Below are 17,440 nucleotides of genomic sequence, written 5' to 3' on the forward strand. Positions count from 1 at the left end.
TCTTCTCCTAATCTTTTTCCCATTCCGGATCATCCCCTTTGTAAATAAGTTTAATTTATTTGAAAGGAGGACTCCAGTTTATTTAGGGGGCCTAGGAGATTTGGCTGTTTTTGCGCTAAATTGTTGTACTTTTTACATCATTCGCTGGGAAACTCTCGGATTCGCTCACTTAATGTTGTACAAAGTACAACTTTGCTAACCGTGGGAGTAAGATGGGGGAGCTTAGAGCAGTTAACTTTTTCTGCTTGATCCACAGTTATATGAAGCGTACTTTGTTTAGCATTTCACTAGAATGCTTAGCTTTGATTCTTTACTTAAGCATTTCACTAGAATGCTTTGCTTTGATTTTTTACTTAAGCATTTCGCTAGAATGCTTTGCTTTGATTCTTTGCTTCAACATTTCCTAAAGCGCCTCGCTCTGCCAATTTTCTCAACACATCGCATCGCGTCAAAGCCTTTACACGCTTCGCCTAAACCTCTTGCTACCCCCAAAATACAGCAAGCACGCACCCTAGTGGTATTCCCAGTTCCATGGGAATTTATTTATTTTGCTGCCCAGCCCAAATATCAGTTTAAGTGTTGACTTTTAGGTCGGTTGGTTGTATGGTTAATTACATGAGTAACTAACCGATGTGGTGGTGAGAGAAATGGGACTAATGATGGACGATAGCCGCCCGATTTTTGTGCAAATTGCAGAGCGTATTGAAGATGACATTATTGAGTCAAGAATGCCGGAGGAATCGCAAGTGCCTTCTACGAATCAGTTTGCATCCTTTTATCAAATTAATCCGGCGACAGCAGCGAAAGGTGTTAATTTGTTGGTGGACCAAGGGATTTTGTACAAGAAACGAGGGATTGGCATGTTTGTAGCGGAGGGAGCGCGAACGAAGCTGATGGAGAAGCGGAAAGAACTATTTTATGAGCAATATGTAGTGACGATGGTGAAAGAAGCCGAGAAGCTCGGGATTACCGTAGAGCAATTGACGGAAATGGTGCGCAGAGGGGAGAAAGCGTGATGACCAACATTGTGGAAGTGAAAGGACTAACCAAGTCCTATGGCCAAGTGACGGCTGTGGATCATGTTAGTTTCACGATTGAAGCGAATAAAATCTATGGCTTGCTAGGCAGAAACGGAGCAGGCAAAACAACGATCATGCACATGATCTCGTCTCAACAGTTTGCTACAAGCGGCGAGTTGAAGGTATTTGGGGAAGAACCTTACGAGAATAGCCGAGTGCTCAATCAGATTTGTTTCATTAAAGAGAGCCAGAAGTACCCAGATAGCTTCCGTGTCATAGATGTAATCGAGGTTGCGAGAACGCTTTTCCCGAACTGGGATCATGCTTATGCGCATGCTTTGATTGAAGATTTCCGTCTGCCTTTGAAAAGAAAAATAAAAAAGCTATCCAGAGGGATGCTTTCCTCCGTCGGTATTGTGGTTGGTCTGGCAAGCCGTGCTCCATTAACCATTTTCGATGAGCCTTATTTGGGGCTGGATGCTGTGGCAAGAATCCTCTTCTATGATCGCTTACTTGAAGACTATGCTGAGTTTCCGCGGACGGTTATTCTCTCTACGCATCTCATCGACGAAGTTAGCCGCTTGCTCGAGCACGTGCTGGTTATCGATAACGGCAAATTGATTATGAATGAAGATGCCGATGCTCTTCGCGGTCGTGCTTGCACGGTTTCCGGTCTAGCGACAGCTGTGGATTCCTTCACGCGGGGCAAAGAGCTGCTTGAACGCACGGCGATTGGTGCGGCTGCATCGGCTACGATTCTAGGTGCTCTTAGTGACCGGGATCGTAAGGAAGCGGAGGGGATGGGGCTTGAATTCGCTCCAGTATCCATGCAGCAGCTTATCGTTCATCTAACACGCACGTCAATCGCGGGAAAGGGGACTGAGGAATAATGAATCAAGTAAACCAGGTAGTAAAGCTCCATTTGAGGAACAAAATGACATGGTTCGCTATCCCATGGTTCATTGTCGGTGCAAACTTTTTGATCAATTTGATTACTGCGACTTCGCTGGAAATAGATGAGTCCATAAACACGGGAGCGATTATTTCGATTTTCATCTACACCTTTGTAGCAGGAACGGTCACTATTAAAGAAACCTTCCCATTTGCCTTGGGGCTGAGTATTCGGAGGAAGGATTACTTCTTTGGAACGGCTGTGACAGCTATTATTGTCAATGCTTGCTCAGCCCTGGTACTTGCCATCCTGTCGGTGATTGAAGAGGCGACCCATGGCTGGGGGGTTCGATTGCACCTTTTTAATGTTCAATTTCTAAACGATCTTTCACTGATAGGCACGTGGGGTATTTATCTCATCGTACTTCTTCATATGTATTTCCTCGGGTTCGCGATATCTAGTTTACACCGTCGTTTCGGCGGCGCTTCGATGTATATCTTTTTTGCATCCCTGCTTTTGATTGGTACCGTAGTTTCCTATACCTTCACGCACTTTGGGTTGTGGGGAGGTCTCTTGGATTGGATCATCCATCAATATATGGATCTGTTCTGGTGGATGGTGCCTTTGGTTGTCGTGTACTTGATGGCAGCTTATGGATTGCTTCGTAGAGCGACTGTTTAGAACTAAGGATAAGCCTACTGCAGCTGCAGTAGGCTTATTTTGTTAGTTTACCGCTCGAGATCCGAATAAGGCGGAACCGACCCATGTATGCGTGTTACCTGACCATCTCCAGCCGAGCTTCGGCTTGCCGGCCTAATCCATAAAGCGGTCACTATGCGGTCGCCGCAGCGAGAACCGGGCAGAGAAAAGCCGTTATTTTTCTGTAAAATATAGAGTAATCAATCTTGCATACGCCTCAAGAAAAAAACGCCACCTTAGCGGCATGCCCGGATCGGCAAGTGCTGCTAGAGTGGCGCAAAAACATCTTTTAAGCCGGCAAAAACGCTTATACGACTTTGGCTAAGTAGGCATCGAGCTGATCGAACGTGCCGCCAAAGCCTTGTTTCATGGAATCAAACATGCCCTCAAAGAACTTAAGTTCTTCTTCAGTAGCATTGAAAGGGCCGCCACGCATGATCAGTGTAGTTTTTCCTTCATTTTCAGTAAAAGATAACTTATTCATTATTTCCAGCGGAAAGCTTTCGCTAAAAGGTGCGCGGATAATGTTAGCCTCTGCATCGGAGAAAGAATTCACGAAGACGAGTTTCTCAGGTGAGTTAATTTCATGGTAGACAAACTTACCCCACATTTCAAAGCCTTCAGCTGATTTCATACTGTAGTGGAAGATGCCACCTGGGCGTAGATCTAAGGTGTGTACGCTTAATTCGAAGCCTGTTGGTCCCCACCAGCGAGCTAAATGTTCAGCCTCAGTCCACGTTTTGAAGACGAGTTCACGTGGTGCATTAAAGGTGCGAGTAAGAACCAATTCGCCTCCGTCTACGGTGGCATTGTAGTTGTTCCCTGCTTTTTCTTGAGTCATGTCTAATCCTCCAAATCAAATTGTTTTTTCTTTTCCTTCTCTAACATTTGCTGCAAATAATCGTCCAAGCGATCAAATCTCTCTTCCCACATGCGGCGGAAAGAGTCTAGCCATCCATCTAGCTCCTTGAGCGACTGAAACTGCAGCTTATAGATTCTTTTATTCGCAGACGGTTGTACCTCGACAAGTTCTGCATCACTAAGCACACGGAGATGCTTGGATACTTGCGGCTGCTGGAGCTCAAGCCGATCCGCTATTTCCCCGACGGTAAGGGGACCGTCACGCAAGAGCTCGACAATGTGCAAGCGGTTTGGCTCGGCAAGAGCACTGAAAGTCTTATTCATAGACATAATATACTCCAGATGGAATATTCCTGTCAAGGAATATTTGTGAACTACTGTATGTTGAAAAGCAAGAAAGACTGCCACACCGGCAGTCTCCTACTTTCACGTTTGTTAGTTTAAGCCAAGATTTGTTTTGTATACTACTGAGCATTCTTATTTCTTTATGGTTTGTTTTTTTTAGCGCTCTGTCCGCCTTGGTTTGCGTTGGTCCCCACATGTTTGTTGATCTGTCCTCCGCCTTCAACTCTTTGAATACGAATATTACCGTTGAAAATGGTGATATAGTAAATCAATAGACCGTTTTTACTAGGTTTATAAGATTTCATAAGAATTGTCCATTATGTCTATCAAATTGAAAAAAATATATACGAGACGTATATAAATCATAGAATTGGACGAATCTAGTAGCTATAACTCTATTATTTTTTAAGAGGAGGAGATACTATGTTTCGTAAAATTCTTTATGTTACTTTGACGCTTCCGTTGCTGCTTTGTTTGTGGCAGGTGCAACCCGCCTATTCGTACCCTGAAAGTGAAGATGGGGGGGAATTACCTCCTACGTATAGTATGGCAAGAAATGCAGCTCCTGTGGAAGAAGCCGCTCAAGCTGAGCTTGTTCAGCCAAGGACGCAATACCAAGTGGACCGCGGAGATACGCTGTTCAAAATTGCACGTGATTTTGGCGTATCCGTAGATGACCTTATCAATTCAAACAATATTCCAAATCCGAACCAGCTAACGATAGGTCAAAGTTTAACGATTCCGAAGAGTGAATCCGAGATTGGTTTACCAAATGGTCAAAAGAAAATTATCAAAAAAGTGTTGAACACAACCCTTACAGCTTATACGGCTGGCGTTGAATCAACAGGTAAAAAGGCATCCCATCCCATGTATGGCATCACATTTAGTGGTCTTAAAGCCAAAGAAGGACGCACGATCGCCGTGGATCCTGCAGTAATCCCTTTAGGTTCTACGGTGTTCATTGACGGCATCGGGATTCGTAAAGCGGAGGATATAGGTTCGGCTATTCGCGGTTCGAGAATTGATGTATTTATGAATGATTTGAGTGACGCTCAAGAATTCGGTGTAAAGAAGAATGTGAAAGTCTATTTGCTAGATAGAGAGAATATTTAAGTCAGAAATTTATCAGGGCAAAGGTCAACCGGGACATCCGGTTGGCCTTTTTTGTGTGATATCACACACTTTGTGCATGTATTTCCTCTTTTTTGTAGAAAAGTGTTGAAATTTGAAAAAACGTGGATTAATATGGAAAACAGTTGGTTCTAATTAACTAGTACGAATGAGTAAAAATACCTAATAACCAAGCAATAATGAACAAAGGCAAATCCATCGAAAGGTGGAGACGCAAAGCCACGGGTCTAAGCCATGAGTCATATCTCATGGGATGATAGCCGGGTTGCTCTATTGAGCTTGGTTTTTTTGTGTTATCTAACATGGAGATTGAGAAGGAGCGAGGGCATGTGGGGTTTATAAGAATGAAATTATGGGTGCTTATCTTGATGGTTGTCATTGGCGCAGGATCGTTAGGCTTGCTGCCAAAAAGCGCCTTCGCGGAGTTATTCACCTCAACGGACAAGCTTACCGAGTACACGCTACCTGAGTCTGAAGCGAAGATCACAGGCAATCAGATGGTGTACTTAGGCAAAGATAATCCTGGTTGGTGGCAGGTGTTCAGCCGCAATTTAGAGACCGGAGAGTTGAAGCAACTTACTGACACCAAGAAGTATAAGCAATACTTATCTGCAGGAGGAGGCTATGCCGTCTATTTGGAGGACCAAAAGCATGTTATGCTTGTCAATCTTCTAACCGGTGAAGTAACCAAGACTGAAATCTCTCCGTATTCCTATGATCAATTTGCCACTGATGGGAAATATGTTGTTTTCTACAAACCGATTGAAGGGATACTCAGGGTTTATAACTTAGAAACAAAAGTAACCTCAGAAATCGGAAAAGGCAGAAGGGCTCTAATTGAAAATGGTATTGTCGTCTATATTAGCGATAAGGGGAGCTTAGAACGCTATAACGCAATGGATGGATTGTCCAGGACATTGTACAAGCCAACAGAAGGTTATATCAGGAATGATAAGAAATTTGCATTTGACGGCAAAAACGTTATCTGGATGCATGCATTTACTTCCAAGCCAGATTATGAGACAAGGATGCTGAATGTCGAGGATATCGACACCGTACCAAAGGTTCTAAGCACCTTCAAGGAATTAGGAGATATTTTCTCGCAAGTATCCATTGGTACTAGTATAGCGGCATGGCCGGAGTTCAAAAATGGAGCTAACCATATTGTCGCTGCCGATCTTTCTTCAAGACAAACTGGCATTGTTGGAGACAATGAAGTCCTCATTGGCATCTATAACGACCAGCTTGTATTGAGAATGAAGGACGAAACCATCCAACTTCGCCGGCTCGAAAAGACAGGTGAAGGTCAGGTAGAAGACACGCTCGTTTCGGCTGTTCCTTATTTCTATAGTGTTCCTACTGGTATCAGGGGAAGTATTGGGAAATTGGGTAATATTAAAAAACTGTCTACACAGGACGATAGCGTAACCGTATACTCACCGAAAGACCCGGAATCTGATTTTTATGAAGCTGTCACAATTGACTTCAAGGATGATAAAGATTTAGCGCTTACCAAAGCACTTAAGCCTGGCCAAAAAATGGTCAGCTACCCGTGGGCTGTGTCCTATGAGTCGAGGGATGACGTCTTGAAGCTCTCGATGACCTATATGAAGGAAAGAGTTCCTGCAGGAGGTCTGAACAAACTGGGGATATATCGACTAGATTCCGGCTTGTGGACTTACATGGGCGCTCTGCTAGAGGAGAATAACACACGGTTATTTACGGACATTTCTCAGTCAGGTGTTTATGCTGTGCTTTACTTCGATGTTCCGAATGAGTTTGTTCGTGATTATTGGATACAGAAGCGAATTGAACTATTAAATGCAGATAAACCGATTCGTGTTTTCTTGGACGGAGAAGAAGTGGTCTTCCATCAGTCCCCTGTACTGAAGGATGGATCAACGACGGTTGAATTTAGACCTATTTTCGAAAAACTGGGTTTAGACATTGAATGGAACGACTCCAAACAAAGTGTAACAGGAACGAGTCAGGGTAAGTCGCTCTCCCTCATATTAGGACAGGATGAAGCGAACGTGAATGGCAGTACTACCTCAATGCCTACCGCTCCTTTTCTAAATCAGGGTTACACCTTCGTACCGCTGCGCTTTGTTGGCGAAGCAACGGGGCGCAAGGTGCTGTGGGATGCTAATCTGAAATCCGTTTATATCTACGATCCTGCAACTGAAGGAAAGCTGTACGGTGACAACGGCGCACTTCTATATGAAGGTCAAGTCAAGAATGGCCAAATGAACGGCAAAGGAAAGCTATACCGCGATAATGGCTCAGTTTGGTACGATGCCGTGTTCCATGATAATGAAGTCGTTGGACCAGGCGTCATCTATTTTTCAGGTAACCAATACGGTCGCGACCGAACAGGTGAAATTGCGATTGCGCAGAAGTTCGAGGACGGTCGTCAGACAGGCTATGTTATCAATATTGACGATAGTAGTTTCGTAGCTTACGAAGGTGAAACTAAATTAGGGGTTTTTCAAGGGAAAGGTAAGTTTTACATCGTAGATAAGCTTGTCTACGATGGCGAGTTTAAAGACAATTTGTATGACGGTTATGGCAAGTATTTTATAAATGGAATTCTTCGATACGAAGGCAATTGGGTTAAGAACATCCCTAATGGATACGGTAAGACTTATGAAAAATCTGAAGACAAGGTTTATCTCTATGAAGAGGGACAATATGCTGACGGAATGCTTAACGGGAAGGGAACTCAATATTATTCATCAGGTGCCAAATATTACGAAGGAAATTTCGTGAAAGGAGGTACGAGCAACGGCACCTACTATTACGAAGATGGAAAATCGTGGATAGAACTCGCGCTTAAAGAAAATGGAACCTATTTCGGGACGATCTATTACAAAAATGGCGAACGTTATGTTGGCGAATATTCCAAAACTTACATGACACGTCATGGCCAAGGAACTACATACGATAAGGATGGTAAAGTAATCTTCCAGGGTAAATATAAGATTGACGTACCCCAGCCTTAAAAATCTACCAAAGCGGCTTGCTTGCATTTGGACTCAATTCCCGCAGCCCGCTTAGTGATTGAAACAGAGAGAATTCACAGTGGATTAACGGCAGGCAAAATAAGCGAATGGCTTTGCGGAGGTTTTTTGTTTTACTAAATTTCTAGGAGGTCCAAGATGGAAAAGTTAGTCTATAAGGTGCAAGTTAAAAAAAAGATAGCTTCTGTTCTTATATTATTCTTACTATTCTTCACAATGAGTAATGTATTTTACCGTTCTACTAGCCATGCATCAGCAACAACTATCAGTAATGTACTGAATAAAAGTGTTATTGACTGGAAGCTCGATGAGTCAGCTGGTTACATTTATGCGATTACAAGCGATACGAATGAGCTGCTGTTTATCCGTACAAGTGATCTTCAGGTTGTTAAACAATTGCCGATAGGTTCCGGCCCATCTGGAATTGCCATGGATAATGGGAAGTTGTACATTCCCTTATCGGGGGCGACGCAAATTAAGGTTGTCGACATCGCCTCACAAGCCATTTCATCGACGATTAACACAGCGGGCGGCCGATCTCCATTTCGTGTAGCTGTTGATGGGACTAAACTTTACTATGTAGTTAAGGACAACTCTAGTTTTATATACGATATTAATTTAACTTCCAATCAAGAGACACAAGTTGACGTATATCCAAATGATTACTATATGGCTGATCTCGTTGTGGATACAACAACTCACACGTTGTATGTGGGCGAAAGTGGTTTAAGTGGTACCGATCTAGCTGCTTATAGTACCCAGACAGACACTTTAATACCTAATAATCAATCTACCTATTATGAAGGCTATGGCTTCTCCTACCCAAACCGTAAAGTTATCCTAGATGGTAACGACGTGTTTTTTGCAGGGCATAAATTAGATAAGAGCAATTTAAAAATCATACATGGGGACTACAAAGATGGTTACTATGAGAATAAACTTTATCATGTAAAAGGCAGCTATGTATTTTCCGATACCGCTGTGTATGATCGAGATAACTTTACGAAAATTACGAACCTGCCTTACACAACAGAAAGAGTACTAATGGATAGTACGGATGCGGTTTATTTATTCAATACGTCAACAAAGACGGTTGATAAGGTATCACTTAATCTGACGCCTACAAATACGATTACGCAAGCAACCTATTCGGATAATAAATTAAGCTTTACTGTACCGATAACGGATATGGTATTCAGTCAAGAAACTGGCCTCGTATATGCCGTATCCCAAGATACAAACAAACTTCTATATATTAATCCTGCTACGCTTTCTATTGAGCATGAGATGTTCATAGGCTCGAAGCCGACAGATATTGATATTTATAATGGGAAGCTTTATGTGGCTTTGTTCGGTAGTACTAAAATTGCTGTTACCGATACTCAATACACCGGCGCCATTGCAAGTTTGATCGTTAATGAGCCACCATTCCAAATCGCAATTAGCGCAGATACAATCTATTATTTACCAGAATACGGAGGCAGTGGTAATCGTAATTTGTATACGTATGATGTTGCTTCCGGAGTATCTAAAAAGGTTGTGTTCAGTGATCAAATCAACACATCGTTCTATCAAGGTGACCTCATCTATAGTCCTGAATTAAACAAACTATATATTGGGGAATCGCAGTCATCCCCTTCTTCTTTATCGCTGGTTGGCCCGGATCCAGCTAATGCTGGGAAATATAAAACATATGATAAATCAAACGGATATTCACCTTCATCCCGACCATTGGTAAAAGATGAAGCAGAAGTCTTTTTTGCAGGGAAAAAGCTGGACGCTAGTAATTTGAAGTTAGTAAATGCCTCATACGGAGAGCAGGTCATTTTTGCAAGAAATCAATATGTCTTCTCGAAAAAAGCTGTTTATGATCGAACCAATGCGAATAAGCTTTTCGACCTTCCTTTTACAATAGATAACGTGACGATGGCAGATGACGGCAGTGTAGTGCTCTATAGTCTAGCTAAAAATGGTATCTATCGTTATACAAGTGTTGAGGAGATTAAGATCCCTAGGGAAGTTCCCAAAAGCTCAAGCTTTACTGACACGAACTACACATCCGGGCAAATACAGGGCAGCTTGAAATGGGCAGTACCGGATGATCAATCCTATATTACAAGCTATACTGCTTATTATTTGGATGCTCAAGGCAATAAGCTAGGTATGATAGGCGAACTAGCAAAAGGCGGTGCCAATACAATCTCTGTGGCCAGCACAGCCATACCTGCTAATGCCAAGCAAATGGGTGTTTTCTCTAAAAATGCTTATGCGGAAAGCGTCAAATATACGGCATCACCTATTTATGATTCACCGAATTTCTTGACTGGAAAGCTATCGTTCACTGAGGCTAATACGTCCTCTGGATTATATACTGGCTCCCTTCAGTGGTCGCCAGGCGATGAAACAGGAATTACAGGCTACGCAGTTTATTTTCTAGATGCAAATTTACAGGCCGTTGGTAATGCGATCACCAAGGTAAATGCTGGAACAGTTACGTATGGTGTTTACAATATCCAAACCGTGCCCAGTAATGCTGTAAATATTGGAGTTGTAGCTCTCAATCATTTGCAGCAGGAACTGAATATGATCAGTTTAATTAATGTTTGGGATAATATCTCTGCTGTGCCTGTAACAGTAGCCAATTCTGTTTATCTCCCGGCTCCCGGTGCAATATCCTTTACAAGCACGGAAACGGATACTGGCAAAGTGGGAGGCGCTCTTTCATGGAAAGCTGCTATTGATCAGTCGCAACTGACTGGATATAAAGTGTTTTTCTTGAACGCTAATAATGAAAAAGTGGGAAATTTAGCTATAGTTAAAAAAACAACAGGAAGTTCATATCGAATTACGATTCCTAATGGAACTGTACTACCTTCTGGTGCTGTCAAAATCGCAATAGCAGCTGTGAATACATCCGGAGAAAGCAAAAATCTATCGGTATTGGAGAGTATTGAGACTATAGGGACTCCAGATCAGGGAACAGATCCAATTCATGTTCCAGATCCAAATCCAAATCCAAATCCAGGTTCAGGATCAGATTCAGGTTCAGGTTCAGGTTCAGGAACGGTACCAGATTCAACTGTACCAAAAGTGGAGATAAGTACTAACGATAAGGGACAAATTGTAGTCAAGCTTACATTTACAAATAAACAATTGGCTGAAATCATTGCTAAGCAATTACTGAGTCAAGTGGATTCTTTGATTAAAACGGTTGTTATAGAGATTCAAGGACAAGGGGACTTTGCTCAAACGGAGTTAAGTGCATCTGCAATCACACAAGCAGCCTCCTTGAATGCCGAAACCATGATTCACGTTCAATCTTCAATAGGGGAAGTAAAGTTTAGTGCGGATTCGATCAAACAAGCAGTTCAACAACAAGGTCTAGCTATAGATACTACAAAAATCACAGTATCTTTAAGCAAAATTGATGCCGAGTTAGAAAAGTCTTTTGGTATCCTGCTTCAAAAATCCTCTGTAGAGCAAGTATTAAAACCAATTGATTTTACAATACAAGCGGTGTCTGGGGATAAACAAACCGAGATAACCACAGTAAACTCTTACATTCAGCATTCCCTATTGGTTCCTGGGCTGACGAACATTACTGCTATCAAGAATTTGGCTGGTGTGGTATTTGATCCCATTACAAATACTTACTATCCAGTTCCAACGTTTTTCACGGTTAGTGAAGATGGAACACTGCAAGCAAATATGATACGTAAGGGTAATTCCATTTATTCCTTAGTGAAGAATGTAAAAACTTTTGAAGATGTACCTTCGTCTCATTTTGCCAAGGAAGCAATTGAAACCCTGGCATCTAAATTCATTGTTTCTGGTTATGATAACGGTTCTTTTGGATATGATAGTCCAGTTACACGTGCTGAATTTGCTGCCTTACTCATAAGAGGGCTTGGCATTCAGCCAAAGAGTGGATTGCCTGCAAAATTTAATGATGTACAAACAAACGCATGGTATGCTGCGCCCGTGTATGCTGCTGTTGAGGCTGGTTTAGTAAGTGGATATGAGGATGGTACCTTTAAACCAAACCAACCGATTACCCGTCAGGAAATGATGAAAATGGTTCACAGTATGCTGCAAGCAGGCGGATACACCAAACAATTAACGGAAACGGAAAAGAACGCGGCTATTAACAAATTTGGAGATCAATTGAGCATTCAACCATGGGCAAGAGAGGCAGTTGCAGTTGGTATACAGGAAGGCATTGTTAATGGTCTTACCGATTCAACCTTCTCCCCTACAACACTCGCGGATCGAGGACAAAGTGCTAAGATACTGTATCAATCTTTGAAGGTTTTAAAATTTATTAATTAAATGTAGCAGGCGAATTTGGCGACCGTACCCTAGTTGGGACGGTCGTTTCTTATTTGGAGGATGGATATCAGTACGATGGTATGGTATGAATGGAGAAGGGCGTAACGCCAAGAACATTGTTCTACTTAAACTTTTTTGTATGAAATCACACACTTTGTGTACGGATTACCTCTTTTTTGTAGAAAAATGTTGAATTTCATTATTTTATGGAATACCATGGAAATAGATAGTTCTTTACAACTAGAAATAATCACTCAAACACACCTAATATCAAGCAATAATGAACAAAGGCAAATCCATCGAAAGGTGGAGACGCAAAGCCACGGGTCTAAGCCATGAATCACATGTCATGGGATGATAGCCGGGATACTCTTTAGGGGCTTGTTTTTTTATTGCCAAAAAAGAAAGGAGGGTCTCAAAATGGCAACATATCTTATGCTGATTAAAGTATTCGACGATGCCGAAAAGGTCATATACAAATTTGGTCCAACAGAAGAAAGTTTGGGTGAAATTGAATTTAATCTAGTTCATGAGGAATTTCGGCAGCTAGAGAGAGTCCCAGGTACAACCAAAGACCATATGTTCATGAAGGCTGCTTCTGCTATTGCAAGATGTTATGCAGAGGGAGACGGTTTTCCGGATAAAACTTTTTTTGCTTCATAAATGAGTTGTTTCAATTACTATCTTTCCGTACGATACATGCGACCCGCAGCAAATGCGGCAAGATTTTGTTAGATTACAAAAACTGCTCTAAATATTTTTGTAATTTCTTTGTTGAACGAAGTTATAAATGATCATTAACTACCTAGCGGCAACGCTCGGTAGTTTTTTCAATTCCGCCCCATAACGCTTCACAAATGGCGGCTCAATCCATCTCTTCTCCGAATGCTCACGCCCCTGAATCACAATACGATCCGTATAAACGTCCACAACAATACTCTGGCTAGCCGCGCTGCCTTCAGGCTCATTTTTCGAATTCCATATTTCGTGGACAGAGGCGCTAGATACTGCTAGGAACTCCAGCTGTTTAATCTGCTTTGTAGTCTCCAAATTCCAGTGGGTATGTCCACTGAAGAACACCACATTCGGATTCGGATACGCATTTACAATCGCCCTAAGCTCTTCATGCTGTACAACTCCGAGCTCTTGATCCGAGCCGTCCACGGTATGAACGAGCGGTTGATGCAGGAACACGAAGATAGGCTTGTCCGGCGCCGCAGCCGCAGCTTCCTTCAATTTATCTTGAAACCAAGTAAGCTGTTCAGTGGATAGATAAGCGTCTTCTTTCACGTTAGGATCCACATCGCGATAAAACTCACCCCCAAGAAATAGAAAGTGATAGTCCTCCATGACGAGCTCATGGTAGGGCTTTTCATAATTAAACATCTGATGGAATAGGTCAATGGCCTTTTGGCTTGTCCAATTCGGATTCAGCCTGCTGGTATCTTGACCGCCACTCTTCGTCTGCCACATTCCATAATACTCATGATTTCCCATCGTTGCATGTACGGGAGGTAAAGGGTGTTCGCTCATAACGCTGACCAGACTCCGATTATCGGCTTCGTTGCCATTGCTAAGGTCACCATTCAGTACCATAAGTTTGCTGTCAGGTCGAATAAGACGGTGATCGGCTAAAGCAGCACGGAAGCGCTTTTGAGAATCTTCGTCTTTTGCACCCACATGTATATCGCTCAGCACGGAAAAAGAAAAGAGAGGCGCGTTACTTGCCGTGGACGTTTTTTTGGGAACAGTACGAAAAAGTTTTACCATAGGCAATGGCTCTTTACTAAGAATATCCGCCTTAAACGATTTCGAAACAGGCGCTATCGCCGTTGCTTCCCAAGCATAAGTAGGGAGTAATAGAAGGAATAGAGCGGATAATAGGATGCGTATAGTTAACGTTTGTAATCGTTGTTTCATCTAAGTTAAACCTTCCTTTTCCCAGGATAAAAGCGTTGGTGACCGAGTTCGTTAAGTATTTAACCAAAACGTCTGTCGTATAAACACTGTTTTTGCCTGACACAGGTCTTAGATGCGCCCCGACTAAGGTCTAGGAACAAATACCGTCGTTAGTCCGTTTTGGAAAGCTTCGTTTTTACCTAAAATAAAGACATGAACAAGAGCACAGCAAACAACAAAGCAAACAACGAAAGGCGGTGACGAAACGATGAAAAGAAATACAGGCTTAGCCGCTCTGCTAATCGCATTCGGTGCACTGATTCTGTTAAATAAGCTAGGCGTTCACATGGGACCATTTATTGGCTCGGTGATGGGATACTTGATTCCAATAGGAATGGTTGGCCTTGGTTATGTAGGCATACAGAACGGCAGCAAAATCGGTTGGATTATTGCAGGGCTTGGCGCTATCATCCTGATAGGTAAGTTAGCTGGTTGGATCATCATTTTACTGGCGATTGGGTTGATAGGTTACGGAGTTTCGATGTTAACAAGAAGAACTGTGTAATGGAATGAAACGAATACAGAGAGTGAAAAAGGTGGTATGAGAGATGAGCCTATTTAGGCGAATGAGAGACATTACCGTAGCAACACTGAATGAACATTTGGAGCGATCGGAAGACCCGGTCCGCTTGATTGACCAGTACTTAGCAGCGCAGCGTGAGCAGCTTCAACAGTCCGAGAGACTGTATCAACAATGTGTAAGCCACGCCGCTTCACTCCGACAGCAATATCTGACGGCGCTGGAAACCAAAGAGAAGCGCGAGCATCAGGCGCTGTTGGCTCTGAAGGCCGGCGAAGAACATATGGCAAGGATCGTGCTTCAAGAAAAGCTGCAAGCCGAAGAGAAAAGTGAGCAGTATCATGAATTGTACGACCAAGCAAAGCAGTCCATCCTTGATTTAGATGAAGAGCTGCAGCAGCTTAAAGCGGATTACAAGGAAGTGGCAGACAAACGCAGCTACTACTTAGCGCGAATGGAGTCCGCACGGTTGCAGCAAAGACTGCATGCTAGAAGCAGTGTGACGCAGGATGCGACACCACGGATGTTCGGTCGCTTGGAAGAGCGCGTATCCGATATGGAGCTGCATGCCAGAACGCTCCGCGATGTAAGACGAATGGGGCGCGAAAGCTACTATAGCGGGGGGAACCCGGCAGTAGATGCTGAAATGGAAGCTCTTAGAAACAGACTGCAGCAGGAGGGAGCCAAGTAATCATGAGCAAACTATACCGCTCACGAAGAGATAAGAAAGTTACTGGCCTATGCGGTGGACTCGCCGAGGCCATGAATGTAGATGCAACGCTATTACGTTTGTTAGTGGTGATTACCACAATCTTCACTGGAGGAACAGTCATTTTCATCTACTTTGTAGCTGCACTTGTTATTCCAAAGGAACCTGGGTACGATCAGCCGCCATTTGATCCTTATGCTGGCTCATATGGCCGTCAAGGCTATAATGGCGGGGCATGGAACTCTCACAAGCCGCACCACCCTAGCCATGCGCCACAACAAACGGGCTACAATGCTCCGTACGACGCAGGGAAAGTAAACAACATTGACGAGATGATGAAAGACATTGAAAAGAAAGCTCTGCAAAGAGAAGTAGAAGAACTGAGAGCCAAAGTCGCTCGCTTCGAACAACAACCAATTGATATTAAAAAAGGAGACGTGTAAACCATGGGAGTATTTACAAGAATGAAAGATATGACAAAAGCATCAATTCACGAGGTATTGGATAAAATTGAGGATCCGATCGTTATGTTGAATCAATATTTACGGGATATGGAGCAAGAAATCGCGCAAGCTGAAGTTACTGTTGCTAGACAAATCGCCAATGAGCGCAAGCTGAAGCAACGTCTGGAAGAGTCTGTTCGTCTCGTGGCTGACCGCGAAGCAAAAGCTTCCGCAGCGATCAAAAATGGCCAAGAGGCTATCGCTCGCCAAGCCGTTGAAGAAAAATTGTACCACGAAGATAAAATTGTTGAGTACACAGATCTATATGCCGCTTCCAAAGCACATGCTGATGAGCTAACACAGCAGCTGCACGAAATGAAAGACGAGTTCTACAAACTGCGTAATAAACGCAACGAGCTTGTGTCCCGCGCTCAACTGGCTAAAGCCAAAAAACAAATGGCACAAGTGTCCTACAATGGCGTCATCGAGAGCGGCAACGCATCCCGCGGCTTCCAACGTATGGAAGAGAAGATTATCCAACTGGAAGTTGAAGCAGAAATCGCTCGCAAGCCTTACGTACCAGCAGGTTCAGTAGGCAGCTACACACCTGTTGATGTTGCAAAACAAGCTAAAGTTGATGAGCAGTTGAATCTGCTGAAAGAGAAATTAAACGTTAAAGAAGCCGAGTAATCTTGGTTTTATCTAGAATCCCCTCCTTGTGAGGGGCTTTTTTTGTTTGAAATTGGCTTATAGGGAGTGGAGCTTACTTCTTTTCAACCTTTTTAATGGATTTTGTTGATTGGAATTGTGGATGAACGAATTTTCATCCGGTGACTGATTTGATTTTCTGGTTTTGATTTTAGTCTTTAGTTTTTGGTTTTAGTCTTTAGTCTTTAGTTTTGGTATTAATCTTTAGTTTTGGTTTTAGTCTTTAGTTTTTGTTTTCGGCTTTTGTTTTCGGCTTTTGGTTTCTGGTTTCTGGTTGCGGTTTGCTGATTTCTGACTTCTGGTTTCTGATTTCTTTTCTCTGGAAACTGACTGCAGGTTGCAGGGTTCAAGTTGGTGGAGAAGAGGAATTATAAGGTAGTTGTTCTGTCTTTCCCCGAGTTATTTGATGGTAAGTTGTACAACGTACAACAATTTTGTTGGTTTTTCTCGCCAAGGAAAAGATGTTGTATGGAGTACAACAATTTTTCCTTTTTTCATCCAATAGAGCTACTTTTAGCTGCAATTGTTGTATTTTTTGCAACAATTGCAACGATTACGCGGATTTGTTTGCATAATGTTGCACAAAATACAACTCTATTTGGATCAGTCAAGCCTTTTTTTATTATCGTTTATGGTTTTCAAAATTGTCCAAAAGGAAAATTTAATCCGGACAACCTTATTGCCGGACATCCTTCTGCTCTTGGAGCAGTGGCATCAGTAAAATCATAAGATTTTCAACTTTTTTGAAGAGATTTATCCACTCTTTTTCCAGCAGATTGCAGATAGAATAAGCACATAAGCACGA

At 42.7% G+C, this 17,440-nt stretch carries 15 protein-coding genes, 1 pseudogene and 2 riboswitches; of the genes and pseudogenes, 12 read left to right on the forward strand and 4 right to left on the reverse strand.

Features of this window, described 5'->3' with window-relative positions; translation table 11 throughout:
* Window positions 1–647: 647 nt before the first annotated feature.
* From ASG85_RS15945 to ASG85_RS15955, 3 genes are read left to right on the forward strand one after another with little or no spacing between them, the layout of a single operon-like run.
* Window positions 648–1,016: a GntR family transcriptional regulator gene (locus ASG85_RS15945; RefSeq protein ID WP_047678668.1), complete on the forward strand. Its 369-nt coding sequence runs from the start codon at window positions 648–650 to the stop codon at window positions 1,014–1,016.
* Window positions 1,016–1,909, forward strand: a complete 894-nt coding sequence (locus ASG85_RS15950) for an ABC transporter ATP-binding protein (RefSeq protein WP_060646851.1) — start codon at window positions 1,016–1,018, stop codon at window positions 1,907–1,909. Before ASG85_RS15945 ends, ASG85_RS15950 begins: the two co-directional genes overlap by 1 nt.
* Window positions 1,909–2,592, forward strand: coding sequence for a hypothetical protein (locus tag ASG85_RS15955; protein ID WP_060646852.1), 684 nt, complete (start codon window positions 1,909–1,911; stop codon window positions 2,590–2,592). The genes ASG85_RS15950 and ASG85_RS15955 overlap by 1 nt, the downstream gene beginning before the upstream one ends.
* A gap of 42 nt (window positions 2,593–2,634) precedes the next feature.
* Here ASG85_RS15955 and ASG85_RS39890 read toward each other — a convergent pair.
* The 3 genes and pseudogenes from ASG85_RS39890 to ASG85_RS15965 all read right to left on the reverse strand — a co-directional run.
* Window positions 2,635–2,685, reverse strand: a pseudogene (locus ASG85_RS39890) (hypothetical protein); the annotation flags it as partial.
* A 232-nt stretch (window positions 2,686–2,917) separates the two neighbouring features.
* Window positions 2,918–3,451 carry an SRPBCC family protein gene (locus ASG85_RS15960; RefSeq protein WP_060646854.1) on the reverse strand — a complete coding sequence of 178 codons (534 nt, stop codon included), beginning with the start codon at window positions 3,449–3,451 and terminating at the stop codon, window positions 2,918–2,920.
* 2 nt (window positions 3,452–3,453) lie between these two features.
* Window positions 3,454–3,795: an ArsR/SmtB family transcription factor gene (locus tag ASG85_RS15965; protein WP_156396625.1), complete on the reverse strand. Its 342-nt coding sequence runs from the start codon at window positions 3,793–3,795 to the stop codon at window positions 3,454–3,456.
* 444 nt (window positions 3,796–4,239) lie between these two features.
* Here ASG85_RS15965 and ASG85_RS15970 point away from each other — a divergent pair, with 444 nt between their 5' ends.
* The 4 genes from ASG85_RS15970 to ASG85_RS15985 all read left to right on the forward strand — a co-directional run bounded on the left by ASG85_RS15970 (window position 4,240) and on the right by ASG85_RS15985 (window position 12,959).
* Window positions 4,240–4,929 (forward strand): 3D domain-containing protein, encoded by a 690-nt coding sequence (locus tag ASG85_RS15970; protein ID WP_060646856.1) that lies wholly within the window; start codon window positions 4,240–4,242, stop codon window positions 4,927–4,929.
* A gap of 196 nt (window positions 4,930–5,125) precedes the next feature.
* A riboswitch (cyclic di-GMP riboswitch) is annotated at window positions 5,126–5,220 on the forward strand.
* Window positions 5,221–5,291: 71 nt separating this feature from the next.
* Entirely contained in the window at window positions 5,292–7,949 is a 2,658-nt protein-coding gene (locus ASG85_RS15975; RefSeq protein WP_060646858.1) for a stalk domain-containing protein, read from the forward strand.
* Between the two features lie 156 nt (window positions 7,950–8,105).
* Entirely contained in the window at window positions 8,106–12,296 is a 4,191-nt protein-coding gene (locus ASG85_RS15980; protein WP_060646860.1) for an S-layer homology domain-containing protein, read from the forward strand.
* A gap of 279 nt (window positions 12,297–12,575) precedes the next feature.
* Window positions 12,576–12,670, forward strand: a riboswitch (cyclic di-GMP riboswitch).
* A gap of 46 nt (window positions 12,671–12,716) precedes the next feature.
* Window positions 12,717–12,959 carry a hypothetical protein gene (locus tag ASG85_RS15985; RefSeq protein ID WP_060646862.1) on the forward strand — a complete coding sequence of 81 codons (243 nt, stop codon included), beginning with the start codon at window positions 12,717–12,719 and terminating at the stop codon, window positions 12,957–12,959.
* Between the two features lie 138 nt (window positions 12,960–13,097).
* Here the strand turns inward: ASG85_RS15985 and ASG85_RS15990 are convergent, their stop codons facing one another.
* Window positions 13,098–14,216, reverse strand: coding sequence for a metallophosphoesterase family protein (locus ASG85_RS15990; RefSeq protein WP_060646864.1), 1,119 nt, complete (start codon window positions 14,214–14,216; stop codon window positions 13,098–13,100).
* 247 nt (window positions 14,217–14,463) lie between these two features.
* On the opposite strand from ASG85_RS15990, the gene ASG85_RS15995 reads away from it, so the two are divergent.
* From ASG85_RS15995 to ASG85_RS16015, 5 genes are all read left to right on the forward strand, one after another.
* On the forward strand, window positions 14,464–14,760 hold the full coding sequence (locus ASG85_RS15995; RefSeq protein ID WP_060646866.1) for a LiaF transmembrane domain-containing protein: 297 nt from the start codon (window positions 14,464–14,466) through the stop codon (window positions 14,758–14,760).
* Between the two features lie 43 nt (window positions 14,761–14,803).
* The gene (locus ASG85_RS16000; RefSeq protein WP_060646868.1) at window positions 14,804–15,466 is read left to right on the forward strand and encodes a PspA/IM30 family protein; all 663 of its coding nucleotides are present in this window, start codon (window positions 14,804–14,806) and stop codon (window positions 15,464–15,466) included.
* A gap of 2 nt (window positions 15,467–15,468) precedes the next feature.
* A complete protein-coding gene (locus ASG85_RS16005) occupies window positions 15,469–15,927 on the forward strand; it encodes a PspC domain-containing protein (protein WP_060646870.1) in 459 nt (152 codons plus the stop codon).
* A gap of 3 nt (window positions 15,928–15,930) precedes the next feature.
* Window positions 15,931–16,617: a PspA/IM30 family protein gene (locus ASG85_RS16010; protein ID WP_060646872.1), complete on the forward strand. Its 687-nt coding sequence runs from the start codon at window positions 15,931–15,933 to the stop codon at window positions 16,615–16,617.
* Window positions 16,618–17,103: 486 nt separating this feature from the next.
* On the forward strand, window positions 17,104–17,364 hold the full coding sequence (locus ASG85_RS16015; protein WP_060646874.1) for a hypothetical protein: 261 nt from the start codon (window positions 17,104–17,106) through the stop codon (window positions 17,362–17,364).
* Window positions 17,365–17,440 lie beyond the last annotated feature (76 nt).

Source organism: Paenibacillus sp. Soil724D2 (genome assembly GCF_001427935.1).
In the GTDB taxonomy this organism is placed as follows: domain Bacteria; phylum Bacillota; class Bacilli; order Paenibacillales; family NBRC-103111; genus Paenibacillus_E.